This is a genomic window from Mycoplasma sp. 3686h, from assembly GCF_056781225.1.
On record NZ_CM165562.1, the window covers coordinates 929,881 to 956,265 of the forward strand.

General features: G+C 27.6%; 20 protein-coding genes. 7 read left to right on the top strand and 13 right to left on the bottom strand.

Annotation, left to right across the window (positions count from 1 at the left end):
• The 3 genes from AC1RP9_RS03745 to AC1RP9_RS03755 form a co-directional block, all read right to left on the bottom strand.
• Window positions 1-3,087, bottom strand: a complete 3,087-nt coding sequence (locus tag AC1RP9_RS03745) for a type I restriction endonuclease subunit R (RefSeq protein WP_481822302.1) — start codon at window positions 3,085-3,087, stop codon at window positions 1-3.
• Window positions 3,088-3,201: 114 nt separating this feature from the next.
• Window positions 3,202-4,611 carry a phosphotransferase gene (locus tag AC1RP9_RS03750; protein ID WP_481822304.1) on the bottom strand — a complete coding sequence of 470 codons (1,410 nt, stop codon included), beginning with the start codon at window positions 4,609-4,611 and terminating at the stop codon, window positions 3,202-3,204.
• Window positions 4,601-5,107: a hypothetical protein gene (locus AC1RP9_RS03755; protein ID WP_481822306.1), complete on the bottom strand. Its 507-nt coding sequence runs from the start codon at window positions 5,105-5,107 to the stop codon at window positions 4,601-4,603. Before AC1RP9_RS03755 ends, AC1RP9_RS03750 begins: the two co-directional genes overlap by 11 nt.
• A 66-nt stretch (window positions 5,108-5,173) precedes the next feature.
• Here AC1RP9_RS03755 and AC1RP9_RS03760 point away from each other — a divergent pair, with 66 nt between their 5' ends.
• The 4 genes from AC1RP9_RS03760 (at window position 5,174) to AC1RP9_RS03775 (ending at window position 8,545) form a co-directional block, all read left to right on the top strand.
• Window positions 5,174-5,767, top strand: a complete 594-nt coding sequence (locus tag AC1RP9_RS03760; RefSeq protein WP_481822308.1) for a ribonuclease HII — start codon at window positions 5,174-5,176, stop codon at window positions 5,765-5,767.
• Window positions 5,768-5,853: 86 nt separating this feature from the next.
• The gene (locus tag AC1RP9_RS03765; RefSeq protein WP_481822310.1) at window positions 5,854-6,654 is read left to right on the top strand and encodes an energy-coupling factor transporter ATPase; all 801 of its coding nucleotides are present in this window, start codon (window positions 5,854-5,856) and stop codon (window positions 6,652-6,654) included.
• Window positions 6,645-7,580, top strand: coding sequence for an energy-coupling factor transporter ATPase (locus AC1RP9_RS03770; protein WP_481822312.1), 936 nt, complete (start codon window positions 6,645-6,647; stop codon window positions 7,578-7,580). The genes AC1RP9_RS03765 and AC1RP9_RS03770 overlap by 10 nt, the downstream gene beginning before the upstream one ends.
• Complete coding sequence (locus tag AC1RP9_RS03775) at window positions 7,580-8,545, top strand: energy-coupling factor transporter transmembrane component T family protein (RefSeq protein ID WP_481822314.1); 966 nt, start codon at window positions 7,580-7,582, stop codon at window positions 8,543-8,545. The genes AC1RP9_RS03770 and AC1RP9_RS03775 overlap by 1 nt, the downstream gene beginning before the upstream one ends.
• A 13-nt stretch (window positions 8,546-8,558) precedes the next feature.
• On the opposite strand, the gene trmB is transcribed toward AC1RP9_RS03775, so the two are convergent.
• Both trmB and AC1RP9_RS03785 read right to left on the bottom strand, forming a co-directional pair.
• The gene (gene trmB, locus AC1RP9_RS03780; RefSeq protein ID WP_481822316.1) at window positions 8,559-9,167 is read right to left on the bottom strand and encodes a tRNA (guanosine(46)-N7)-methyltransferase TrmB; all 609 of its coding nucleotides are present in this window, start codon (window positions 9,165-9,167) and stop codon (window positions 8,559-8,561) included.
• Between the two features lie 89 nt (window positions 9,168-9,256).
• Window positions 9,257-10,624 carry an FAD-dependent oxidoreductase gene (locus AC1RP9_RS03785; protein ID WP_481822318.1) on the bottom strand — a complete coding sequence of 456 codons (1,368 nt, stop codon included), beginning with the start codon at window positions 10,622-10,624 and terminating at the stop codon, window positions 9,257-9,259.
• Between the two features lie 125 nt (window positions 10,625-10,749).
• On the opposite strand from AC1RP9_RS03785, the gene AC1RP9_RS03790 reads away from it, so the two are divergent.
• The 3 genes from AC1RP9_RS03790 to AC1RP9_RS03800 are packed head-to-tail and all read left to right on the top strand — an operon-like array spanning window position 10,750 to window position 16,936.
• Complete coding sequence (locus AC1RP9_RS03790) at window positions 10,750-11,493, top strand: phosphotransferase (RefSeq protein WP_481822320.1); 744 nt, start codon at window positions 10,750-10,752, stop codon at window positions 11,491-11,493.
• A gap of 25 nt (window positions 11,494-11,518) precedes the next feature.
• Window positions 11,519-12,553 (top strand): phosphatidate cytidylyltransferase, encoded by a 1,035-nt coding sequence (locus tag AC1RP9_RS03795; protein WP_481822322.1) that lies wholly within the window; start codon window positions 11,519-11,521, stop codon window positions 12,551-12,553.
• Between the two features lie 24 nt (window positions 12,554-12,577).
• Window positions 12,578-16,936: a PolC-type DNA polymerase III gene (locus AC1RP9_RS03800; RefSeq protein ID WP_481822324.1), complete on the top strand. Its 4,359-nt coding sequence runs from the start codon at window positions 12,578-12,580 to the stop codon at window positions 16,934-16,936.
• A 60-nt stretch (window positions 16,937-16,996) separates the two neighbouring features.
• Here AC1RP9_RS03800 and AC1RP9_RS03805 read toward each other — a convergent pair whose 3' ends face one another.
• From AC1RP9_RS03805 to AC1RP9_RS03840, 8 genes are all read right to left on the bottom strand, one after another.
• Window positions 16,997-18,787, bottom strand: coding sequence for a PhnE/PtxC family ABC transporter permease (locus AC1RP9_RS03805; RefSeq protein ID WP_481822326.1), 1,791 nt, complete (start codon window positions 18,785-18,787; stop codon window positions 16,997-16,999).
• Window position 18,788: 1 nt separating this feature from the next.
• Entirely contained in the window at window positions 18,789-19,517 is a 729-nt protein-coding gene (locus tag AC1RP9_RS03810; protein ID WP_481822328.1) for an ATP-binding cassette domain-containing protein, read from the bottom strand.
• Window positions 19,510-20,787 (bottom strand): ABC transporter thiamine pyrophosphate-binding lipoprotein p37/Cypl, encoded by a 1,278-nt coding sequence (gene cypl / locus AC1RP9_RS03815; protein WP_481822330.1) that lies wholly within the window; start codon window positions 20,785-20,787, stop codon window positions 19,510-19,512. The genes AC1RP9_RS03810 and cypl overlap by 8 nt, the downstream gene beginning before the upstream one ends.
• Window positions 20,788-21,076: 289 nt before the next feature.
• The gene (gene fusA, locus AC1RP9_RS03820) at window positions 21,077-23,167 is read right to left on the bottom strand and encodes an elongation factor G (RefSeq protein WP_481822332.1); all 2,091 of its coding nucleotides are present in this window, start codon (window positions 23,165-23,167) and stop codon (window positions 21,077-21,079) included.
• Between the two features lie 27 nt (window positions 23,168-23,194).
• Window positions 23,195-23,665 carry a 30S ribosomal protein S7 gene (rpsG, locus tag AC1RP9_RS03825; protein WP_257043555.1) on the bottom strand — a complete coding sequence of 157 codons (471 nt, stop codon included), beginning with the start codon at window positions 23,663-23,665 and terminating at the stop codon, window positions 23,195-23,197.
• 52 nt (window positions 23,666-23,717) lie between these two features.
• Entirely contained in the window at window positions 23,718-24,134 is a 417-nt protein-coding gene (gene rpsL, locus AC1RP9_RS03830) for a 30S ribosomal protein S12 (RefSeq protein WP_481822334.1), read from the bottom strand.
• A 106-nt stretch (window positions 24,135-24,240) separates the two neighbouring features.
• Window positions 24,241-25,353, bottom strand: a complete 1,113-nt coding sequence (locus tag AC1RP9_RS03835) for an ABC transporter permease (RefSeq protein WP_481822336.1) — start codon at window positions 25,351-25,353, stop codon at window positions 24,241-24,243.
• Between the two features lie 7 nt (window positions 25,354-25,360).
• On the bottom strand, window positions 25,361-26,281 hold the full coding sequence (locus tag AC1RP9_RS03840; protein WP_481822338.1) for an ABC transporter ATP-binding protein: 921 nt from the start codon (window positions 26,279-26,281) through the stop codon (window positions 25,361-25,363).
• Window positions 26,282-26,385 lie beyond the last annotated feature (104 nt).

Here is a 26,385-nt window from a genome sequence, read left to right on the forward strand (position 1 = left end):
CTATTTATAAAAATTGTATTTATTTTTTAGTTCAATTATTCTTTGAACGATTAATTCTCTAGTTTTGGTTCTTTCATCTCAAATATTTGTTTTAATTAATTTATTTATGTCTTTTCCATACCCTTTAAAATTAGAATTATCTATGCAACGATAAAGATATTTTCTGTTGTATTCATTGTCAATAAGAGAATAATCAGAAATAAGTTTTTCTATATCGAACAATTTTTGTTTACTTAAAAAATCTCCAAAACCTTTTTGGAGTTCGTCTCAATGCAAATTATCTTCTAATTGCTCAGCTCGTTCGTATATAAATTTAATTGTCATGTCTTTCATATCTTTATTTTCTCTAAATATGATTTGAGATTCTAGTTCTCTTTCTTTCTTATTAGCAAATTCTTTAACAACTGATTTATTTCAATATTCAATTACTTTTAATTCTTTATCTATTAATTCAAGGATTTCTCTATGTCCATATTCATTATTACTAATTGTCTCTATTTCAAATTCAAAATTTATTAAATTATTTTGTAATTCCTTGTTTTCACGATGTTTTTCAAATTTTTCATAAATTGTTAAATAATAACTTTTATAATCTTGTTTTAATTGAGAATTTATAAATTCATCTTCTTTAATTAATTCATTGAACTCATCAAAAGAACGAAGAATGTTTTCGGTTTTTACTAATTTATTAAAAAGTGTTACAAACTCTTTTTCTTGATAATCAGTTAAATTATTATTTTCTAGTTTTTTAATTGGAAATTTAGCTTTAATTTCTTCTACAAGTAACTTATATCCAGAAATTTTTTGTCCGTTAATATCTGTGTAATATTTTGAATAATAACTATCAAAATCATCGATTATAAACACTTCTTCAATATTTTCGTTTCCATATAATTTTAGTGCTTGCTCCGTTTGCTTTTGAAGATCTCGAAAAGTTATAATATTTCCATGAGTTTTGTCATCTCTATAAGTTCTGTTAGTACGAGAAAATGCTTGAATTAAATTGTGTTCTTCTAGATTTTTATCAACTCATAATGTGTTTAAAGATTTTGCATCAAACCCTGTTAAAAACATACTACATACTATTAGCATGTCAAGTTCTTTCTTTTTAATTCTGTCAGAAACATCTTTATAATATTTATTAAAACTATCATGATCTAATGAATAATTTACAGAAAAAATAGCATTATAATCATTTATTGCTTCTTCAAGAATTTGTCTTTGATTAAAATTTAATGTATCTATATCAAAATTATCACTTAAATTAAAATCATCAATGCTCTGTGCTTGAAAATTGTTTTCTTCTAATTTTGTTTCTTTTGAATAAATAGTTGCAATCTTTAAATTAAGATTTTTTTCTTGAATTTGTTTTTTAAATTCTTTATAATATATTCCTGCTAATTCAGTAGATGAAGTTGCAAAAATCGAATTGTACCTTATCTTATTTGGGTTATTTAAATTTCTTAAAGTTTTATTATTGTAATTTTCAAGAACATAATTAACAATTTTTTTAATCCTTTTTGGATGTTTATAATTGTTTTTCTTAAGTTCAGGATTAAATTTTTCATTCATTTTTTTGATTACTTTGTTATATTGAACAAAAAATTTTAATATATTTCCATCTTTTATAGCGTTAGTAATTGTATATTTATGTAAACGTTCACCAAAAAGACTTGAAGTTGTTTGGTTCTGCTTAGTTGAATTTGTATTATCTCTAAATATCGGAGTTCCAGTAAAACCAAAGAAAATATGATCTTTAAAATATTTTTTTATATTAATATGGGTATCACCAAACTGAGATCGATGACACTCATCAAAAATTAACACAGTTGCTAAGTTATCATTAAAATATGAATGATTTTTATTGCTTTTTACATAATTATTTAATTTTTGAATTGTAGTTACAATTGTCTTTTTATTAGGATCATTTAGATTTTCTTTAAGGTGATCTGTATTTTCAGACCTAAATACTGAACCTTCATCAAAACCGTTAAATTCTTCAATAGTTTGATTATCTAAATCTTTTCTATCAACAACAAATAAAACTTTTCTAATTTTAGGATTCTGTGAAATTAATTGTGATACTTTAAAAGATGTTAACGTTTTTCCTGAACCTGTAGCGTGTCAAATATATCCACCGGCTTTCTTCGTTCCAATGTCTTCACTATTTTTTAAAGATTTTTTAATTTTGTGGATTATTTTTTCGCACGCAGTAATTTGATATGGTCGCATTACTATTAATTTATTTTCTGCATTTAAAACACAAAATTCATTTAAAATCGATAAAATAGTTTTTTGTTTGAAAAAACATTCTGTAAAATCTATTAAATCATTAATTGGCTTGTTTTGTTGATCTGATCAAGTTATTGTATCTTTAAAAAGATTCCCAAATTTAAATTTAGAATTTGGATTGCTGTTTTTGTTATTATTTAAATATCTTGTTGTGTTTGAATAATATTTAGTAAAAGTTCCATTACTAATCACAAATAATTGAAGATACTTAAATAAACCATGACCACTCTGAAATGATTGATCATTATATCTGTCAATTTGATTAAACGCTTCTCTAATTGAAACTCCACGTCTCTTCAATTCGATTTGTATAAGCGGAAGCCCATTAACCAAAATTGTTACATCATATCTATTTTTCTTTTGTGAATTAGTTTCGAATTGATTAATAACTTGTAGTTTATTTCTTTCGATTTTAGAACGGTCGATTAATATAATTGATTTTTTATCTTTGTTATTTGAATTGATTATTAGTTTTTCAGCTTTTTGAATTTGTTTAGTTTTATCGATATAACTATGATTTTTATTACTGATATATTTTTCATAAAAATCTTCTCACTCTGCTGAATCTTTAAAAGTATAATCGTTAAGTCTCTGGATTTGAATTCTTAAATTATCTTTTAGTCCTTGTTCGTTTTTAACATCTTTTAAATATTCATATTTTAATTGAAGCAATTTTTTTATAAATTCGTTTTCTAAAGATTGTTCTGATTGAATACCTTCATTTTTTCTCCTTGAAGGTTTATAATCAACAGGAACAACTCAATCTATATCTTGATAATCTAAATAATCCTTCATTTTTCAGGTTAATAATTCCTTATTTTAACGTTATATTCTTTAATTTTACTTTTAATTTCGAAAAAAGTATAAAAAACGTTTTGGAAACGCTTTTTTATGGTCATTTTACAAAATTTATAAATAAATTTTATATTTTTCGATACTTCTAAGGTTAATCTCTAACAGTGAAAAGTCATTCAACTCAATTCCTCACAATAATCCGTAAAAATTAACAATACATTTATATTTATAAAATTCTTCTTTTGAAGTATTTTTATCATAACATTTGAGTAAATGCATTTCTTTATCATCATTTAAATCTAAATTAGTGCTTAAATAAGCAAGATCAAAATATTTACTATTGATAGAAACATTCACTAAATCAATAAATTTGAATTTTCCATCATTAATACTCAATACAATATTACCTTGGTGTAAATCATTATGAGATAAGACTAAATCTTTAGGATTATCTAAAATCTCAAAAATTCTTTTAATTGTTTCAGATTCAATTTGTTTAACTCATTCATTATCTTTAAATTTTTGATAAAGATTAAAGATAAATTGATTAATTGTGTATGAATATTGATTTGGTAATTGATGAAACTTCTTAATTTTTGTAGCTAAACGTCTTAGATTTCCTTTACAATAATGAAATTTTTCTTCATGAATTCATTTTCTTAAAATGATTTGTTCATCCTCATAAGCAATAAAAGGAATAAAGTCATGATTTCCTAAATCTTTAATTAATAATTTTTGCTCATTATTCTTAAACTGAACTACTCGATCATTTAATAGATATGAGCTTTTTGATGATGATTCAATTGGTTTAATTTTGGTAACTTCTTGTTTAATTTTTTCAACATAATCTCTTTTATAAGTATATTGATTAAAGATATTGCTAATAAACAACAAATCATTAAATTCTTCTTTAGAAATTACAAGATATTCAAGTATTAGTTTTAAATCAAATCCCTCTTTATACAAAGTTACTGCATCATAACCAAAAAAGTTCAATCGAATTCACTCTAAATCAATGAATTTAACTTGTTTTTGCTCGTTAATTAAAATGTTTTTTAACACTAAATCACCGTGATGCAATACTTTTGGTCAATCTTTAAATTTAGCAATTATTTTGTTATATTCTGGTGAATTGATTTCATTCTCAAATCAATCAAACTCTTGTGCCTGGATTTTGATGCTTGAAAACTTTTTTAATTGTTTTAATACAGCAATTTGAATTTCTTTTGTTAATTTAATTTTTTCTAAAGTTTGACCCTCAAATCACTCACGAATTAATAAATTATCATCATAATATAAGGTTTTTAAATCTTGTAAATAATATAATGCTTCAGATTTTTTTGGTTCTTTTAAAAAATCTTTTTTAATGCGAACTTGATATTTTAAATTATTTATTATTGCAGAATATGTGTAATTATGGAAACCTTCATATTCATAAATAAGTAAATTAATTTCATTAATTTGCTTATCTTTTAAAACTTTATTAACTAATTCTAAGTGTTCTTGAACTAAATTATTCTTCATAAACTCTTTCAGCGATTAATTTTAAATGGTTAGGACAAGTAAAAATTGTTTGCTCTTCATTAAAATGAATATATAAAACACCAGGATATGTTCGATAATATTGTTTCTTTCCGATAAAATGCATTTCTAACATTGGTAAATGAAAAATGTCTTTTTTGTTTTGATTTAATTGTGTTTCAAAAACAACCGGATAAATGCTAGTTTCAAATTTAATTAATGGGTTTAATTTAAGTAATCTTTTTTCCTCTTGACTAAAAAAGTCACTAATTTTCTCGTGTTCTTTTTTAAGATCGTATTTTTCTCCAAAAATTTCGTTTAATTCGTTGTTTTGTGCTTGAAAAGTTTGAAGAAAAACATTTAAATCTAATAAATCTTTTTGTGTCTTAACAATTTTGTCTAAAAATCATTCTATTGGTTTTAATTCAGGGATTAATCCAAAAATAAACTCAAAATACTCATTGCATTTTTGACAATAAACTTTTACTCTATCTGCCATATTAAAATTATATTCATAAGCTTAATATTTCAAGCAACATTGTTTATTTTATTTATAATTTTTCATATGTTAGATTATGAAAAAGAGTTTTTATCCAACAAGAAGGTAATTGCCGGTTGTGATGAAGCTGGTAGAGGTTCATGAGCTGGTCCATTGGTTGCTGCGTGTGTAATTATGCCTTTAAACTCTAAATTAAAAGATATTAATGATTCTAAAAAGCTAACTCATATTAGAAGAGAAAAATTATATCAGCAAATATTTAATCAAGCTCTTGAAGTACAAATTTCAGTAAGAAAAGTGCAAGATATCAATCTTTCTAATCCAAAAGAAGAATCTAAAATAGCAATGAGTAATTGTATAAAACAAATGTCAATTACTCCTGAAGTTGTTATTACGGATTACGAAAAAATCTACACTGACATTGATCAAATTAATCTAATTAAAGGTGATCAACTTTCTTATAATGTAGCATCGGCTAGCATTATTGCTAAGGTATATCGTGATAATTTAATGATAAAACTTGACAAGCAATATCCAGGTTATGGATTTGCTTGTCATAAAGGATATGGAACTAAGCAACACCATCAAGCTATTATCGAAAAAGGAATTACTCCTATACACCGAATTAAATATAAACCGATTAAAAATTTAATTGGTTAAACAGATTTAATTTTAATTTTTTATCCACTATTTAAGCAGTATTAGTTAAAAAAAGCATATTTTTTTAATATGGTAAAATTATTATTATGATAAAAGTTGAAAATGTTACTTTTAAGTACCGAGCAACCGACATTGTCCCAGCATTGTCAAATGTTTCTTTTGAAATCAAAAAAGGTGAATATGTTGCTATTTTAGGACATAACGGTTCGGGTAAAAGTACTCTTTCTAGAATTCTTTCAGCTCTTATTAAACCAACAAGTGGTCAATTATCTATTGATGGTATTATTTATTCGCGTGAAACTTTAATCGATGTTAGAAAAAAGATTGGAATTGTTTTCCAAAATCCGGAAAACCAATTTATTGGTTCTTCAGTGGAAGATGACATTGCTTTTGGACTTGAAAATAAACGAATGTCTCGTCCAGATATGGTTGAAACTGTACGAAAGTATGCAGAAAAAGTGGATATGTTGGATTATTTAGAGCGTGAACCAGAAAATCTTTCTGGGGGTCAAAAACAACGGGTAGCGATTGCTTCTGTCCTTGCTCTAGATCCTGAAGTAATTATTTTTGACGAAATTACTTCAATGCTTGATCCTAAAGGTAAGCAAAAAGTAATCGAAATTATTCAAGGAATTAGATCTAAAAAAGATAAAACTCTAATTTCAATTACCCACGATATGGATGAAGCTATTTTAGCTGATAAGTGTTTGGTTTTTTCAGGTGGTAAGTTAATTGCTTCTGGAAAACCAATTGATATTTTAAATAACAAAGAAATTATTCAAATTGCTAAAATTGATTCTCCTTTTGTTTATAAACTTAGTTCATTAATCAAAGGAATTGAACCTACATATAACGAAGAGGAGTTATTAAACAAAATATGCAAATAAAATTAAGTGATGTACAACATATTTTTTCAAAAAATACTCCTTGAGAATTTAAGGCTTTAAGCAGTGTTTCAATTACTATTAACCAAGGTGAATATATTGGAGTTATCGGACAAACCGGTAGCGGAAAAACCACTTTTATTCAACATTTAAATGCTTTATTAAATCCAACCGAAGGTGAAGTTTCTTGGATTTTTAAACAAAACCCTAGTGATGAAAAAACGATATTGCTTAAGCTTCCTAATTACAAAAAGCGTTGATTTAATTTTTTATATCCTAAAAGTAAAAAATTAAAAAAATCATTTAAATTTAAAGCTTCTAAAATGATTCGAAACAAAATTGGGGTTGTGTTTCAGTTTGCTGAATATCAATTATTTAAGCAAACTGTTTTAGAAGATATTATTTTTGCTCCTGTTGCTTTTGGTATGAATAAGGAATTAGCTAAAGAAAAAGCTAAAACTTATATTAAACTAGTTGGTTTAAGTGAAGAATATCTCAAAAGAAGTCCTTTTGATTTATCAGGTGGTCAAAAACGTCGGGTAGCTCTTGCTGGTATTTTAGCTCTTGAACCAGAATTTTTGGTTGTCGATGAACCAACTGCTGGACTCGATCCAGTTGGGGTGGTTGAAATTTTAGATATTCTTACTCGACTTAATGAGCAAGGAACCACTATTGTTAACGTGACTCACGATTTAGATCATGTTCTTGAGCGTGCAAAAAGAGCAGTTGTTTTTAAAGACGGATTAATTTGTAAGGACGGAAATCCGTACGAGATTTTAAATGATATTGACTTTTTAAAAATTAATAATCTTCAACCACCTCGATTGCTTGAATTTGTACACAAACTCAGAGACCGTGGTTTAAATGTACCTCCTGTAAAATCAGTGGAAGAATTAGCAAATTGACTTAATTCTCAAGGAGGTCAATAATGAAAAGTGTTTTTGGAAGATATATTCCTCGAAAGGGTTTCTTTTATAATATTGACCCTCGTTTAAAAATTATTATTGTAGTTTTTTATGTAGTTTTTGCTTTTATGGCTAAGAACTACATTGATAGTTTGATTTTGCTTATTCCTCTTTTAACTGTATATTTAATTATTGTTAAAAGAATTAAATCAATCATTAAAATGGCTAAATTCCCAATTATTATGGCCATAATAATTTTCTTAATTAATTTATTAACGATTAAATATGTTGATGTCGCTAAAACTTTTGCTTCTAAAGAATTATTAGAACAATACAAAGATAATCCACTCCAAGCATTTGCTTTAACTGCTAATAAACCGTTTCCTTGGTATTTAACTTACCCAGAATTTCCTGTAAATAAGGATTATGAACAAAACTTAGTTGTTAGTATGCTTGCGCTAAATCGCAGTATTGCACTATTTATCAGGGTCTTTACTATGATTCTAGCAACTACATTATTAACTAACACTACTAGACCTATTTTACTCACTAAAGCAATTGAAGATTTAATGTTTCCGCTTAAGCTTTTATTTATTCCAACCCAAATTATTGCTATGATTATTTCAATTGCTTTGAGATTTATCCCAACCCTTTTAGATGAATCGCAGCGTATTATGAAAGCACAAAGTTCAAGAGGGATTGATTTTAAAAATGGTAAGTTGAAAGATAAAGCGGTTGCTTTTTCAACCTTAATTATTCCTTTATTTGTTTCAAGTTTTGCAAAAGCTGACGATTTAAGCGATGCAATGCAAACCCGTGGATATGAACCATATTCTAAAAGGACTAAATATCGTCACTTAAAACTTTCATGACGAGATTTGGTGGTGGTGTTGTGTATTGTTGGGATTGGATTAATTATTGGATTTAATACTTATCACGGAAATAATTATTTACCAGTATTTTGAAATATTCAATTAGGAATTTATTAAAAAACTAGCAGAGCTAGTTTTTTCTTGCTTCTAAATAATTAATATTCTTTCCTTTGCTTAATCATTTGATTTCATATCCTGTTGGATGATTGTCTTTAACAAATTCACTATTATGCAAATCATGTGTGCAAGCAATAATCTCTCAATTATTTTCTTTAAATGATTTAATTGAATATTCAAATAATTTATCATTATCAGTTTTAAACCTAATTTTCCCATTTTTTGTGAGAATTTGTTCATATAAACTTAAAAAACTTTTATATGTTAACCTTCTTTTTTCATGTGCATTTTTAGGTCATGGATCTGAAAATGTTAACCATAATTCGTTAATTTTACCTGTAAATAATTCAGGAATTTTTGCTGCATCCTGAGTAATAATAAATAAATTATTTAACTTAAGCTCATTAATCTTTTTTAAGATTTTATGAGCTACGGTTGGATATTTTTCAAGAGCAAAAAAGGTTTTATTTGGGTTTTTTAAAGCCATTTGACTAATCATTTCACCTTTTCCTGCTCCTATTTCTAAAACACTTTCATTATTTAATTTAATCGGAAATGTTTTTAAATAATACTCGGATTTTTCAAGTTCGCTAGCAGCATTTTTATTATGTCTTAACCTCATATGTATTACTAATTATAAAGAAACTATTGATTTTTATAAGCGTAATAAAAGAGCAAAATCTGTTTTTGCTCTTTTGTCGTGCTTAATTATTATTTTTTGTATTTAATTCCTAGTGCGTTAAGCATTGCAACTAAGAAGAAGTTGAATGGTTTATTAAAGTGTGGTAAGAAGTAAACATCGGTTAAAGCAATTTCAGGAAGTGTAAGTCCTTTTTGAATTGCTAAAGCAAACATAAAGATTACTTCTGTGTGGTAGAATTGTCCTCATGAACCAATTTGCACACCTAATAGTTTGTAATTTGTTTTATCATAAGTAAGTTTAATTGCAACTTTGTCGTGCTCTTTCATAAATTCAGGACGATCATTGTCAATGAAGTATTCTTCAGCTACGTTTGTAAGACCAAATCTTTCAGCTGAAGCTTTAGTCATACCAGTTGATGAGTAGTGACAATCAAACACGTTAATTGCGTTAGTTCCAACAACGCCTGGGAAAGGTACATTTAATCCAGCAATGTGCATTGCAGCAATAAGTCCGGTTTTAACAGCATTAGTTGCAAGAGCAATGTGGCAGTGTTTTCCAGTTACTTTGTTCATCATTGATGCTGAATCACCAATTACATAAATATCTTTATCTGAAACTGAACGTTGGAATTCATCAACAAGAATTGCACCGTTTGGTAATTTTTCAACATCACTTAGAGCTTCGGTTCTTGGTTTAAATCCAATTGATAAAATTACTAAATCAGCTTTATATTCACCTTTGTTAGTTACAACTGACGAAACATATTCTCCGTCTTTTGATTTAAATTCAACTACCGATTCACCAAGTTGTAATTTAACACCTGAATCTCTCATACGTTTTTCCATTACATCAGTAAATTCAGGATCAAAGTAGTTAGGAATTACTCTTTCTTGTAAGTCAATTAAAGTAACATTTTTACCTTTTAAGTGAAACGCTTCAACTAACTCAACTCCAATATATCCAGCTCCAACAATAACAACATCTTTAACTTTTTTATCATCAGCAGCGTCATGGATTTTTTGTGCGTGTTGGAATAGTTTTGAAAGCATGATGTTTTTTAATTCTTTACCTTTGAATGGAGGTTCGATTGGCCAAGTTCCACCAGCAAAAACTAACTTGTCGTATGTATCAGTAAATTCTTTACCTGTTGCTACATCCTTAACTAAAACTTCTTTTTTTACTCTATCAATTTTTAGTACTTCGTGTTCTGTTTTTAAATCCACATTGTATTCTTCTCTAAGAATTTTTGGAGATGAATAGAATAATCCTTCTGGAGATTCAAACTCTCCACCAACTCATAAAGCAATTCCACACCCTAAGAATGATGTATTAGTATTACGGTCATAAACCACAACATTGTCTTGGGGTTTAATTGTTTGTAAAGTTCTTAGAAACGATGTTCCTGCATGATTAGCCCCAACAACTAAAATTTTCATAATTTATTCCTTTCGAATATTCGATTTTTAAATATTTATTAGTTCTTATAATTATACAATATAATAAGTATTCAATATTAAATAGAATAATTATTGCCGTAAATTTGTGGAAAAAAGGATTTTATATGGAAAAAATCAACCTAGGTTACACTAACGAATCATTTAAAGATGGTAACATCTTTACTCAAAAAAAGAAACTCAACCAATTTAATCACAAGATTGATTATCAAATTTTAAGTTCACTTAATTTTGTTCCTCAGTTAATTGAAAATTCATCTCAATGGTTAAAATTTGAATTTATTAATCATGTTGATTATGAACTGAGTGATAATGTCTTAATTCAAATTGCTGATTATCTAAAAGAGCTTCATAATTCAAAATTAAAATTCCCTAAAACTAACCATGCGGCACGAATTAAACAATATCGTAAGGTTTTAAAGGATAAAAATATTCAAATTGATGTTTTAAATAAGCATTACAAACGAATTAATTTGATTTTATCAAAAATGCAAAATAACCGTCCTTTGCATAATGATTTATTTAAAACTAATATTCTCATGGATAAGAATCGAAAACTTTGGATTGTGGATTGAGAATATGCTTCTATGGGTGATAAGCATTTTGATTTAGCTTATTTTATTACCAGCAATAATTTAGACAAAAACCAAGAAAAAATCTTTTTAGATCGTTATGAATCTTATTGAGAAGAATATTTATATCAACACAAAATTTTGATTTATTATCTAATTATTTTATGGTTAAACGCTCAAGATGTAATGCCATTTGACGATAAACCTTTTTACCAGCTAGTTGAACAAAGTGTCCAAGAATATGAAAACAAAAAGAAAAACAAAGAATTTGCAACATAGTTTTTAATATAATTAAAATACTATTATGACTTTAAATACCAAAACAAATAATTCAATTTTCTATCAAAGGGTTTTACCCTCTTTTGTTTTGCTTATTATTTTAGTTTTAATTTTTGTTTTCTTTAGATTATCTTTTTACACTTTTACTAGCTTTAATTGAACAAATTCTGCAGATATAGGAAAAATAATCTTGCGATTATTTTCTTTATTTTTATATGCTTTAATTGGATTTAGACTTTTTTACGAATTAGCTTATGCATTTACAAAAAGCAAATTAAATGCACTAATCCTAGGAATTATTCAATTAACCAATATTTTTTTAGGAACTAGCTTTTTATTTAGTAACTTTCAAAGAAATGTTCGATTTTTATTTGGTTTTGTTTATTCAGAATGAATTTTTTATCTCTCACTTTTTGTTAATTCTTTGATTTTTGTGCTTGTTCGCATGATCACCGTTAAGGAAATTAATTACATTAACCTATTAGTTAGAGCAATAGTTTATTTATTATTTAGTTTTTTAATTGCTACTTTTCTAAAGATTTTTGTTTTTTTAATGTCAGCTCATTCAGGATTGTCGTATATTATTGTTCTGATAGCAGGGGCTAGTGTCAGTGATATGGGTGGTTTTTTTGTTGGACGTAAATATGGAAATAAATTTTTTAAAAAGAAATTAGCTCCTACTATTAGTCCTAAAAAAACTTGAGAGGGTCTTTTAGGTGGTTGATTTTTATCATTTCTTGTAGTGATAACACTTATAATTCTTTTAAACTTTAGTGACCAACATTCACAAATCAGTTGACAGAATTATTACACTATTTTGTTTACAATCCCTGAAAATAGTGTAAATTCTTTTTTCTTCGCAAAAACATCTTTGGTGTTATTTACTGTATTTTTACCTATTATCGCTGTTCTTGGTGATTTGTTATTTTCAATGATTAAACGTTGAAATGAAATTAAAGATTTTTCAAATATACTAAAAGGTCATGGTGGTTTTTTAGACAGGTTAGACAGTATAATTTTTGTCTTTTTACTATTTTCATTAATAACTATTCTTTTTTAAACAATTCGACAATAAGGAGTAAAAATGAAAAACAAAGCATTTTATAGCGATATTTCTTTTAATAATTTTGCTAAAAATTTAGATTTAGGAGAATTGGATTCCATTCAAGATGCATATTTTCTAGATAATGAATTTAAATTTAGCAACGATAAAAAGGAAGTTGATTTCCAAATTTGTTTTAAAGATATTCCTTTGCTTAAAGATTTTGTCTTACTCCAACACAAAATTTATCATTTTCAGGGTCTAAAACTTAACGCTAAATATTGTGTTGATAATTATTTCCCTGAAGATCCTAAAATCAAAGAATATGCACTTCATTTTCTTTCCCAAGAACCTAAATTTGTTGACATTTCTAAAAATAATAAAAATTCTCCTTTTTTGCAATTAAACACGGAAAAGCGTAAATGAATTTTGAATCAAACTGAACCTGGAAAAGAACAACTTTTAAACCAAATTATTCTCTACTTAAAAAACCAATTCGCACAATTAAACTTAACAAAAGTTGATTTTGAAATTAATTTAACAGAAATTAAAATTAAAAATCAAGTAGCTTCTGAAAGCTTTATCCTTGAACAAGAACAAAAATTATTACAAATAAGTGATCAAGGGAATTCTAGTTTTAATAAAGGTATTTATAATGTCAAAAGAAATAAATATAATTCTAATAAAGATAATTATCAACCAATGAATATTAAAGATCTTCATACCATCTTAGATGTTCCTCAAAAATTTAATGTTGCAATTAAAGGTCAAGTATATAAAACTGATTTTCTAGATCGTAAAAACTTCTTTATTTATAAATATTGAATTTCAGATATGAAAGATGCTATTGAAGTGTCTTATTTTCAAAAAGAAAAATTATCTCCTGATGAAATTTTTCTAACTAATGATTGAGTTGAGGTTTACGGTGAATTAAGTAAAAGTTTTGACAAATCTCAAAACATTGTTAAAGCTAATAAAATTGTTAAAACTCAATCTCCTTTAACTGAACCTGTTGATAATGAACAAATTAAAAGAATTGAGTTAAATACCAAAACCAAAATGAACACAATGGATGGAATAATGAGTCCGACCCAAGTTGTTGAATTTGCACAAAAATTAGGTCATAAAGCAGTTGGGGTTTGCGATTTGAATGGTGTTCAAGCTTTTCCAGAATTTTTTCAAGCAGCTAAAAAAGCTAAAATTAAACCAATTTATGGTGCTTCGTTTAATGTTATTAATAAAAATAACAAAGTCTTTTTAAATCAATTTGATAATTTTGATTTAGATGATATTGAATACGTTGTCTTTGACCTTGAAACAACAAATCTATCTGCTACTTTTGGCGAAATTATTGAATTTGGTGGAGTAATTGTTAAAAATAAAATGGTTATTAATGATTTTCAATTCTTTTTAAAGCCAAGTGCACCCATTTCTGCATTTACTACTAATTTAACATCAATTACAAACCAAATGTTAGATAAAGATGGTTTATCACAAATTGAGGGTTTAAATAAAATTTATGATATTTTAAACAACCGTTATGCTATTGCTCATAACTGTAATTTTGATATGGGATTTATTTATCAAAAATTTGCTGAATATAACATCCCAACACCAAATACTACCTTTATGGATGCTTTAGCAGTGTCGCGTTTGCTTTTTCCTTGAAAAAGAAGACACACTTTAGGTGCATTTTGTTCATACTTATCAATTGAATATAAAGAGGACGAAGCTCACCGTGCTGATTATGATGCTCGTGTTTTAGCTAATGCTTGAATCCTTGCGATAGAACAATTAAAAAAATCGCAAGTATTTACTACTAACGATTTATATTCATTTGTTTCTGAAGGTTATTATTCAAACGTTCGCGCCGATGAAATCAGTGTTTTAGTTTTAAATCAACAAGGTTTAAAAGAACTTTTTCAATTAGTAACTTTAGCTCTAACTAAGCGTTTTTTTGGACGTGCTAAACTATTTTTTGAGGATTTAGTTAAATCCAAAAACTTATTGTTTGGTTCAGGTGGTATTCGTAGTGGTTTAATTGATGCTTATTTATTCGGAAGTGAAAAACAACAAAAACAATTACTAGAAATATTTGATTACATTGAGGTTCCTCATCCTAGTGCTTTTTTAAATAATGTAGGGGAAAATGATTTAACTTTAACACAAATTCAAACCGCTCTAAAAAAACTCATTTTAGATGCTACAAAATTAGGAAAAACGGTTATTGCAATTTCTGATGCTCGTTATGAAAAAGATCAAGATCAAATTTTTTATAAATCGTTGGTTTATTCAATGGGTATTGGTGGAACTCCGCACTTTTTATTTAATAAATCTAAAGCTCTAGCAGAAAAATTAACCATTCCTAAATTACACTTTTTAACCACTAAGGAAATGCTGGATGAATTTTCTTTTTTAGAAAACGTTCAATTAATTAAAGATATTGTTATTAACAATCCAAATAAAATCGAAAAAATGATTGATGATAACATTGAAATAATTAAAAAAGATTTATATACTCCAAAGTTTGATAATTCACACCAAAAACTTTATGATTTAGTTTATAAAACCGCTCGTGAAAAATATGGAGAAAATTTACCTCCAATTATTCAAGAGCGTCTCGAAAAAGAAATTCAACCGATTATTAAGTATGGTTATGATGTTATTTATTGAATTTCAAACAGATTAATTCAAAAATGTGAAGATATGGGTTCAATCGCTGGAAGTAGGGGAAGCGTTGGTTCTTCACTTGTGGCTACAATGGCCGGAATTACTGAAGTAAATCCACTTCCCCCACACTATATTTGTCCTAAATGTAAAAACTTTGAATTGTTTGAAAATAGTGAAATTACTTCTGGATATGATTTAGATGATAAAAATTGTCCTAAATGTAATACACTAATGGACAAAGATGGTCATTCAATTCCATTCGAAACCTTTTTAGGGTTTAACGCTGATAAAGTCCCTGATATTGATTTAAACTTTTCTGGTGATTATCAAGCTGAAATTCATAACGAAGTTAAGCGTATTTTTGGTGAAGAAAATACGCTTAGAGCCGGTACTATTTCTACCATTAAAGAAAAAACTGCTTTTGGCTATATTAAAAAAATTGAAGAAGAATATAACTTTGGTTATTCACGAAATTTTATTGACTTTTTATCTTCAAAAATTATTGGTGTAAAAAGAACAACCGGTCAGCACCCTGGTGGAATTATTATTATTCCTAAAGAATTTCAAGTTGAAGATTTTACTCCAACCAATTATCCAGCTGATGATACTAGTATTGATTGAAAAACAACTCATTTTGATTTTCACGCCATACATGATAATGTTTTAAAACTCGATATTTTAGGACACCGTGATCCAACTGCAATTTTAATGCTTCAGAGAATAACAAATATTAATTTTCAAAGAGACATTCCTAAAAAAGACCCACGTGTCATGTCTTTATTCACTTCAACCAAGGAATTAAATATTGATCCTTCTCAAATTGGGGGTGAACAAACCGGAGCAATTGGTTTACCTGAATTTGGAACTAATTTTGTTCGTAAAATGCTTAAAGAAGCTAAACCCACAAGTTTTGCTGATTTAATTTCAGTTTCAGGTCTCTCGCACGGTACAGATGTTTGAGCAAACAATGCTCAAACATTAATTAAAAATAATAGTTTTACCTTAAGAGATGTAATTTGTTGTAGGGATGATATTTTATACTATCTAAAGGGTAAGGGTGTTGATGCACTTGAATCATTTAAAATAATGGAAAAAGTCCGTAAAGGAAAAGGACTTACCGATGAAGAAGCATCTAAGCTTGAAGGACAAAATATTCCTACTTGATACATTGATAGTATGCAAAAAATTAAATATATGTTCCCTAAAGCTCACGCGGCCGCTTATGTGCTAATGGCTTGAAGGATTGCGTGATTTAAACTTTATTATCCTCTTGAATATTACGCTACTTTCCTCACTATTAGAGTTGAAGAATTTGATATTGAAACTATTGTTAATGATCATGGAGCTCTGAGAACTAATAAGAAAATTAACGAAATTAACAAATTACCTAAGAAAACTGTTCTAGATGACGCATTATTAACGACCCTTGAATCAGTGCGTGAATTGTACGCTCGTGGTTTTTCAATTAATAATATAAACCTTGAAAAATCACTTGAAAAAGAATGAGTAATTGACAAAAATAACAAAGCACTAATTCCTCCTTTTTCAGCTGTTAAAGGGCTTGGAGAATCTGTGGCTAAGAAAATAATTCAAGCCCGTAACGAGCGAGAATTTATCTCTAAAGAGGATTTTGCAAAACGAACTTCAATTAACAAAACTCTTCTTGACACTCTTAATAATTTGGGTGTTTTAAATACATTAGACGACACTGATCAAATGAAATTATTTTAGATATAAAAAGATCATAATTTAATTATGATCTTTTTCCTTAATTAATTACATTTTATAAATCTATGAGAATTTTTTAAGATTTATAAATTTTTGAAATTTAAATATCTTTTTATATTTTTTATTGACTATAAAATGATTAATTGATGATATGTTATCTTTGAATTTGTCAAAGTAGAGAATTAAATTAGAAATAACATTTATTATAAAAATATTAAACATAGCTAATCACATATAAGCAAAAGCCTTATTATAATTGATTGATCTTTCGTCAAGATTGCTAGATAAAAGATTACCAAGATAAAATTCTTCCGAAGAAAAAGAACTATATAAAATAACGTTTCTGAACATAATTTCTGTATAAATTGTGAATAAAGTGATTAAATCTCTTTTTAAATAAGGTAAAACATAATGTCTATAAATTTTAATTTTGCTTCATCCAATTAATCTTAAATTTTTAAATTTAGAATTATCGATTTTATTTACCGAATCATATAGTTGTTTTAAAATGGCTCCAGAACTATGAAAAGCTAAAATTATTAAAATTAGTGTTGCACTAGATGTAAAAAGACCGCTCAAAATAAAAAAGATTATTACTGAAGGTGTGCTTCTTAAAAGAATTAATCACGTTTTAGTAAAAATAATGGTTATTTTTTTGTTTTGTTGTTCTATCAAAAAAGGAAGGGTGATTATTACTAATCAAAATAAAATTATTAATGTGAAAATTGTGTGTTTTCAGTTTTGAGCAGCCAATCAAAAAGGATCATATGTTCCTGGTATCCCACTCAAGCTAAAGACACTAAAATCGGGTTTGAAAAAATTATTTACAAAAGATAAAAAGAAATTATTTCTGTAAAATGATGAATAACTTAAGGAACTAAAAACATAAATACTATAAATTGTTAAGAAAGTCAAAAGAGTTATTTTAAATATCTTTTGTCAGTTAATTTGTAAAAATTTAATAATTTTATTTTTTGATATTTTCTTAAAAGAAACATGTTTTAACACATAATTTTTAAATAAATAATCTAGTAATTCTAAAAATAAAATAAATGATATTAAAATAAACAACGGAATCCCAAGTTGATCTATAAAAGTTCCCGCGCTTTGCGCAGCGTAGTTAGTTAAACTTCCGATTCCAACTAATCCAAAAGTCGAGAGCAATGATGCTCATCTGATATTTGATTCAAATGAATAAATTAGTAAACCAATAACTTTATTATTAATTCTTGGATAAATTTCTCTGAAAAATGCATAAAATCTACTATTTCCCATTCTGATTGATAAATAATAGAATTTTGTATCTACTGTTTTAAAAATTTCCACAAAATACTTGTGTAATCATAATCAAGAAAACCAAAAATAAGTTAAGAGCAAAATTGTGCTTCCAATTTCAAAATGATTTCTGAAAATTAAGATAAACACAACTTCCGGAATTGCTCTTAGAAAGAAAAGAATAAATTTGGTTAAATTAGCAAATATTTTATTATTAAATTTTTCGCTACTTAAAAAAGCAGTGAATAAAGCAATAACAAATCCCGAAAAAGTACCGACAATAGCATATTGAATATTAATAAATAAATAACTCAATGATCTTGTTCATAAATTATCACGAAGTCCATTAAAAGTACTAATTTGGCTAAATTTAAAAATTTTTTTAAATCCTTTGACAAATACTTCTACTCCATCAGGATAATTAATTGAAAAATTATAAGATAAGAAAAGAAAAATGACTGAAAGGGTAAGAGCAATTCAAAATGAATAAACTCAGATTTTTTTGATTTTTCATCCTGTGGAAACACCATCAATGGTTATTTGGTATTGAAAAAAAGACCTTATTGTATTTTTTTTCATTTTAAATTGATTCAACTAATTGTTCAAAAGTTAAATCTTCCTTTTTGACTAAAGATACTTTTTTATTTTTGACAATTAAAAAATAATCAAAATATTGATACGCTAATTTAAGATCATGGATTATTACAAGAACTGAGAGATTTTCGCTTTGATTAACTTTACGAATATCTTGCATAACAATTTGAGAAGTATCATAATCTAAGTTGGAAGTTGGTTCATCAGCAATTAATAGTTGACATTTTTGTACTATTGCTTTACAAATTTCAACTCTTTGCTTTTCTCCACCGCTTAAATTTTCAACTCTTTCAAATGCCTTTTGCAAAATATTTAATTTTCTAAGTGTATTAAAAAGAAATTGTTCGTCTTTTTTGCTAAGTAAGTTAAAGAATTTATAAAATCAATTATCATAATTTCGAAACGATCTTTTAATATTACTGTAAACGCTATCTGTTTGAATTAAATTAGGTTCTTGGGTAATATAACCTACTTTAGAAATAAGCTTTTTTCATTTGTTTTTTGTGGTTTTAATGTTTTCGCCAAACAAATAAACTTCACCTTCTTGATAGGGGGTTCCTTTTAATATACAATTCACTAATGTGGTTTTTCCTGCACCAGATTTACCGACAATTGCAATCATTTTTTCTTTAGGTAAATCTATAGTGATATTTTTAAAAAATTCTTGATTTTTAAAACTTACTTTAACATTTTCAAATTTAACAATATTATCCATTGAAATTTTGTTTTATATATTGTATTTCTTCTTGTAATTTTTCTTGTGTTAAAGGAACATATTTATTAAGTCCTGTAAAAATTCCGTATGTATTTTCTTCTAATGTAAGTTTTGCTAATGCTTGAGCAAATAATTTTTGCTGTTCTATTGGCATTCTTTTACGAGCAAAAACAACATCGTATAGTAACGGTCCAGTCATTGTTAAATATCTAACTTCGGCTTTAGGATCTGTTGGTTTAAAGTTAAATGATGTTGGTGGATTACTTGTGTCTCATGTGGGTGGTGTTCAGTTAAATACACCATCATAATCAAAACCTATTCTGTAGGTTTTATTATCTGAAGTTGTAACCCCAAGAACACTCTCAGGAGCTTTACCAGATAAAACAAAATTATTTCCGTTTTCGTTTTGTAAATAACTAACAATATCTTCATATTTTTTGTTGAAATTTTTAGCTATAATAGTTGCTTGTGCTTTGAATTGAGAAAGACTCGACGAATCTTCATATACAATTCCATAACTTTTAAAAGCATCTCAATCTTTATCTACTCATGCTTTTGTAATTTTAGCTCTTTCTTCAGGTGTACCAGCAATTAAAATTGAACCGAAAAAATTCGGAGTAACTTCATTATCTTTATAAAACACTCCAAATTTAGATTCGTCTCATTTTAATAATTCTTTTTTACCTTGGTCAAATCAAGTTGAATGTGGACCATATGTAGTATTTTCTAATTGTAGTTTATTGGCTGATTCTGCCATTTTAAATAATGGGTCATTAGCTCCTTTATTTTCGAACTTAACTTTATTTTCTTCTGGTGTTCACAAGAATTTAAGTGTCCATGTTTGTGCAACAGCTGGTAATAACTCGTTTTGAGGTTTATCAAGAAATTTACTGAAACTTAAATCAACAAAATCTGCTGCTTTGTCATTTGATAAAAATTTTGAATATTCTTTTTCTCTTTCGCTGCCCTTACCATACTTTATTTTTATTGAAACATCTGGATATTTTTTTAATGATTCATCTTTATTTTTAAGTTCATTAAAATAATTAGTAAGTTTTTGTTCAAATTGTGCTTTCTTTTCATCGGTAAAACCTGGTTTTGATGCATTTGGTTTTGGACCAAAATAAACAATATTGGTATCCCAATCAATTTGAGCATTACCATTACCTGGTGTAGTTGTACTTGAACCAGTACATGATGCTGCAACTAGTGGTGCTAAACCTAGCGACCCTAGAATTAGCGGTTTTATTTTTTTAAATATTTTATGCATAAAAAAACTCCTTGTTTTTAAGGGGTTTTACTGAAAAATAACTCTGTCAGTTAACTTAGCTACGCAAGCATTGCCTTGATCAGCTTAGGTATTTCTCAGCCTTTCTAGTGAAAGGCACCCTCGTTAATTACTTTATAATTATAGCAAATTAACTTTTAAAAATAAAATAATGTGTAAAATATCAAAACATTTTAAAGATAATATTTATGCGTATTTTGTGGTTAAAAGTATTAAATATGAATAAAAACTCGCAAAAGCGAGTTTTCTTGTGGGTACTTTTAAAATAATTTTAATCTTCGTCTTTATTTTGAATATTTCTACGTTTAATGATTTCGTCAGAAATATTTTTTGGACATTTTTCGTAATGATCAAATTGCATTTGATATGTTCCACGTCCACTGGTCATTGATCTAAGTTCGGTTGAATATCCAAACATTTCTGAAAGAGGAACAGCGGCACGAACAATTGTAGCTCCATCGTTTCTTTGTTCTTGGTCGTTAACAAGTCCTCTTCTTCTTGAAAGATCCCCGATAACATCTCCAATGTGGTCGCTAGGAACAACAACTGCCACATCCATAATTGGTTCTAAAAGAACTGTTCCAATAGCATCTTTAGCTTTAGTAAGAGCTTTAGAAGCAGCAATTTTATAAGCTAATTCGGATGAATCGACATCGTGGTATGATCCATCAAATAAAGTAGCTTTAATATCAATCATTGGGTATCCAGCTAAAATACCAGCAGCCATTTTGTCTTCAAGACCTTTTTGAATTGGTTTAATGTATTCTTTAGGAATTTTTCCACCAACAATTTTGTCAACAAATTCAAATCCACCATCTGGGTTTGGTTCAAATTTCAATCAAACGTGTCCGTATTGACCTTTACCACCTGATTGTTTAATATGTTTACCTTCAACTTCTGCAGTTTTAGTAATTGTTTCACGGTACGAAACTTGAGGTGCTCCAACTTTAACTTGTACACCAAATTCACGTCTTAAACGATCTACAATGATATCAAGGTGTAACTCACCCATACCAGCAATAATGGTTTGTCCAGTTTCTTCATCAGTATAAGTTCTGAATGTAGGATCTTCAGCAGCTAATTTTTGTAATCCTAATGAAAGTTTTTCAGTAGCAGCTTTTGATTCAGGTTCAAGAGCTTGCGAAATAACTGGTTCAGGGAATACCATTTTTTCAAGCACAATTTTTGGTGATTTTTCTGAAATTAAAGTATCTCCAGTAGTGGTTGATTTAAGTCCAACGGCTGCAGCAATATCTCCAGCACGACATTCATCAATTTCCACACGGTTATTCGCGTGCATTTGTAGAATACGTCCAATACGTTCTTTTTGTTCTTTGGTTGAGTTATAAACGTAACTTCCTTTATTTAAAACTCCACGATAAACACGGAAGAATGTTAAGGTTCCAACAAATGGGTCAGTCATAACCTTAAATGCTAAAGCAGCAAATTCAGCATCATCAGTTGCTAAAACATCTACTTGTTTATCACCTTCATAAGCTTTAATCGGCGGGATATCAAGAGGTGAAGGTAAATAATCAACTACTGCGTCAATCATTTTCTTAACCCCTTTGTTTTTAAATGATGTTCCACAAACAGCTGGGAAAAATTCTGCAGTTAAAGTAGCTTTACGAATCGCTTCTTTAAATGAAGCTTCATCTAATTCTCCACCTTCAAGCACTAGCATCATTAATTCTTCATCATAATTAGCAACTGCTTCGAGTAATTCTTGTCTTTTTAATTTTGCAACATCCACTAATTCAGCTGGAATTTCAGTTTCAAACTCTTCTTCTTGAGCTTCACCATTATAAGTAACTGCTTTCATAGTTACTAAATCAATAATTCCAGTAAAGTCTGCTTCTGAACCAATTGGTCATTGAATTGCAACTGCATTTCCACCAAGTCTGGTTTTAACTGATTCAACTGATTTTTCAAAATCAGCTCCGGCTTTATCCATTTTATTTACGTACACAATTCTTGGGACTTTATAATTGGTTGCTTGTCTTCAAACAGTTTCAGTTTGAGGTTCAACTCCTGATTGAGCATCTAAAACAGCAACTGCACCATCAAGCACACGCAATGAACGTTCTACCTCAACAGTAAAATCAACGTGTCCAGGAGTGTCAATAACGTTAATTCTTTTTCCTTTTCAAAACGCTGTAGTTGCAGCTGAGGTAATGGTAATTCCTCTTTCTTGCTCTTGAGCCATTCAGTCCATTTGTGAAGCTCCATCGTGAGTTTCACCAATTTTGTGAATTTTACCTGTATGAAATAAAATTCTTTCAGTTGTAGTAGTTTTACCTGCATCAATGTGAGCCATAATACCGATGTTTCGGTAGTCTTTTAAATCATAATCTCTTGCCATAATATCTATTAATTATATACTAAGATACTATCATCTGAAGTGTGCAAATGCACGGTTTGCTTCAGCCATTTTGTGAGTATCTTCACGTTTCTTAATAGCTCCTCCTGTTTTGTTTGATGCGTCAATAATTTCATTAGCTAAACGTACATCCATAGTTTTTTCATTTCTAGTACGTGCATAATTAACAAGTCATCTAAGAGCAAGTGTTTTCTTTCTACGTGGAGAAACTTCGGTAGGAACTTGATAGTTGGTTCCTCCGATTCTTCTGGTTCTAATTTCTAATTGTGGAGTAATATTTTCTACAGCTTGTAAAAATACTTCCATTGGGTCTTTTTGAGTTTTTTCTTTTACAATTTCAAATGCTGAATAAAGAATATCTTGAGCAATTGATTTTTTTCCGTCAAGCATAATAGTGTTAATTAATTTTGTAACAATTACAGAATTAAAAACTGGATCTGCAAGTACTTCACGGATTGGTGCACTTTTTTTTCTTGACATAATGTCCTCCTATTTTCGATTCGTTAAATAATAAGTAATTTGATTAATTGAACTATTTAGCTTTTTCTCTTTTTGCTCCGTATAAACTACGTCCTTGTTTACGTTTAGCTACTCCGGCAGCATCTTGAGTTCCACGAACAATGTGGTATCTAACCCCAGGTAAATCTTTAACACGACCTCCACGAATTAACACCACTGAGTGTTCTTGTAGATTGTGTCCTTCTCCTGGAATATAAGCTGTAACTTCCATACCGTTTGATAATTTAACACGAGCATATTTACGTAACGCTGAGTTAGGTTTTTTAGGTGTCATGGTCGCAACACGAGTACATACACCACGTTTAAATGGTGAAGCTAGTTTTTTAGCTTTTTTAATCAATGAGTTATAACTTAAACTCAAAGCAGGTGCGTTTTGTTTCTTTTCTTTTGAAACACGACCATTGGTAACTAATTGGTTTGTTGTTGGCATTTAAAACTTCCTTTCTTTTATTATTTCTAAAATCAATATTTAATATATAAAAGTTATGCGAATTTATTATACATCAAATTCGCTTCCTGGTGTATCATATTTTTAGTTATTTTCTTTTTCTAAAAATTTTCTTTTTAAAGTTTATTTTCTCTAAATGAAGTTTAATTAAATATTTAAATCAATTTCATCCTTGAATTACTTTATCAATAAAAATATTAATTCAGAATAAGCACAAAATTCAAAATGAAACGTAAATTAAACTTCATGCAACTGATAATTTAAATCCAAATAAGCTAATTGGATTTAAAGCTAAATTTGCTTCTTCATTCATTGTATTTACATATAGTGTATGTCGAGTGATTTGTAAAATATGAGTTGTTGGAATAATTGAACAAAACGACCTTAATCACGCCGGATAAAATGATAGAGGAATAAATGAACCAATAAAATATCCACCAAATAAAATTAACATAATATTAAGTGCTTGCGATACGTTGAGCGATCTTAAGCGTGATAAAACAATTGGAAAAAGTAATGAAGCAAACAGAGTCCCACAAATTATGAGTAAAAAAGATCAAAACATTGTATAAATATTCAAAATATTAATAATTTCAAAATTAAAGATACCATTTGGAGTGTCTTTGGTAGTAGATGAATAAATATTTTCTAAATTTTTTAAAATTTCGTCAACGTAATTTCCGTATTTGGCACTTAATTCTGGTCTTTCTTTAACATATTTAATGAACGAAGAAACTGAATCAATAGTATCTGAGGCAATACTTTTTAAAATTTGTTTTGAATTAAACGCTCTTACTTCATTTACATTAAAACCTAAAATAAAGAAAATAAAAATTATATACACTAAAAACGTGGTAATAAAGTTTATTGCAAAGTTAAACAAAAAATAACTATAACGAATTTTTCAATGCTTAATTGGAGTTACTTTAATATCATTAACAGCATTATTATAATTATCTTGAATTTGGATTATAGTTAATGTTGCACCATTAATAATGGTAATTAAAAAGATTAATCCAGTCCCAATTTGAAAATTATCTCGAGCTAATAAATCCTTATGCCCACGTTGAAGCGAAACTAAATTAAAAATTAATAAGAGAATAGCAAAAATAAAAATCGGTGCTAGTAAACCAAAGAAAAATCGAAACTTTTGATTTCATAACGAAATAAACTGTCGACGAAATAATATGTATGTACTCATAATTTCCTTAATTATTAACTATTGATAAAAAGACATCATCCATATCCCCTTTGATAATTTCAATATCATTAAAAATATGGTTATGTTCAATTAAATATTCATTAATTTTTTTGGTATTTTTAAAGTTAATTAAATAGCAATTGTTTTGAAAGACAAATTCTTTATTAGTGTTGTGAATGTATTCTTCTAATTTGCTATTTTTCTTTGAATAAACTTTTAGCGTTGCGTAAGTGTATTTATTTTTTAAATCAGCAACTGTTCCTTGAGCAACAATTTCACCTTTATTAAGTACGATTACATTATCACAATTACTTGCTTCTTCCATGTAATGAGTAGTTAAAATAATAGTGAGTAATTGATTTTTTCTTAAATTATTGAGAATTTTTCACACTAATTTCCGAGAACTTGGATCTAATCCAGTAGTTGGTTCATCTAAAAATAAAATACTTGGAGAGTGAATTAACGCTCGAGCAATATCCACTCTACGTCTTTGTCCTCCTGATAAAGATTTATACAACTTATTTTCGAATTCGTTTAATTCAAAAGTGTCAATCATATCTTGGACTTTTTCTTTAATAATTGCTTTTTTATCTTTAAAGTATAAAAAAGCTCTTTCATACAAAATTTCTTTTACCGATAAGTATCGATCGAGAATTGATTCTTGAAAAACAACCCCAATTTGACTTCTAATGTACTCAGGATAATTATTAATATTTTTATTATTAATTAAAACTTCCCCTGAATCAGCTTTTGTAAAACCTAAAATAATATTTAAGGTTGTGGTCTTGCCTGCACCATTAATCCCTAAAAAACCAAATAATTCACCTTTGTGAACATGAAACGTTAAATTATTAATGGTTTTTTGTTTATCATAGGTCTTATTTAAATTGTTAATTTGTAAAACAATTTCTCGTATATTTTCTTTCATTATTGTATTTATTATAATTAATAATTTTGTAAAGTTATAAAACAAATATTCACAACTAAATTTAGTTTTATTTTTTACTGGTGATTTTTGACTAATATCCACTA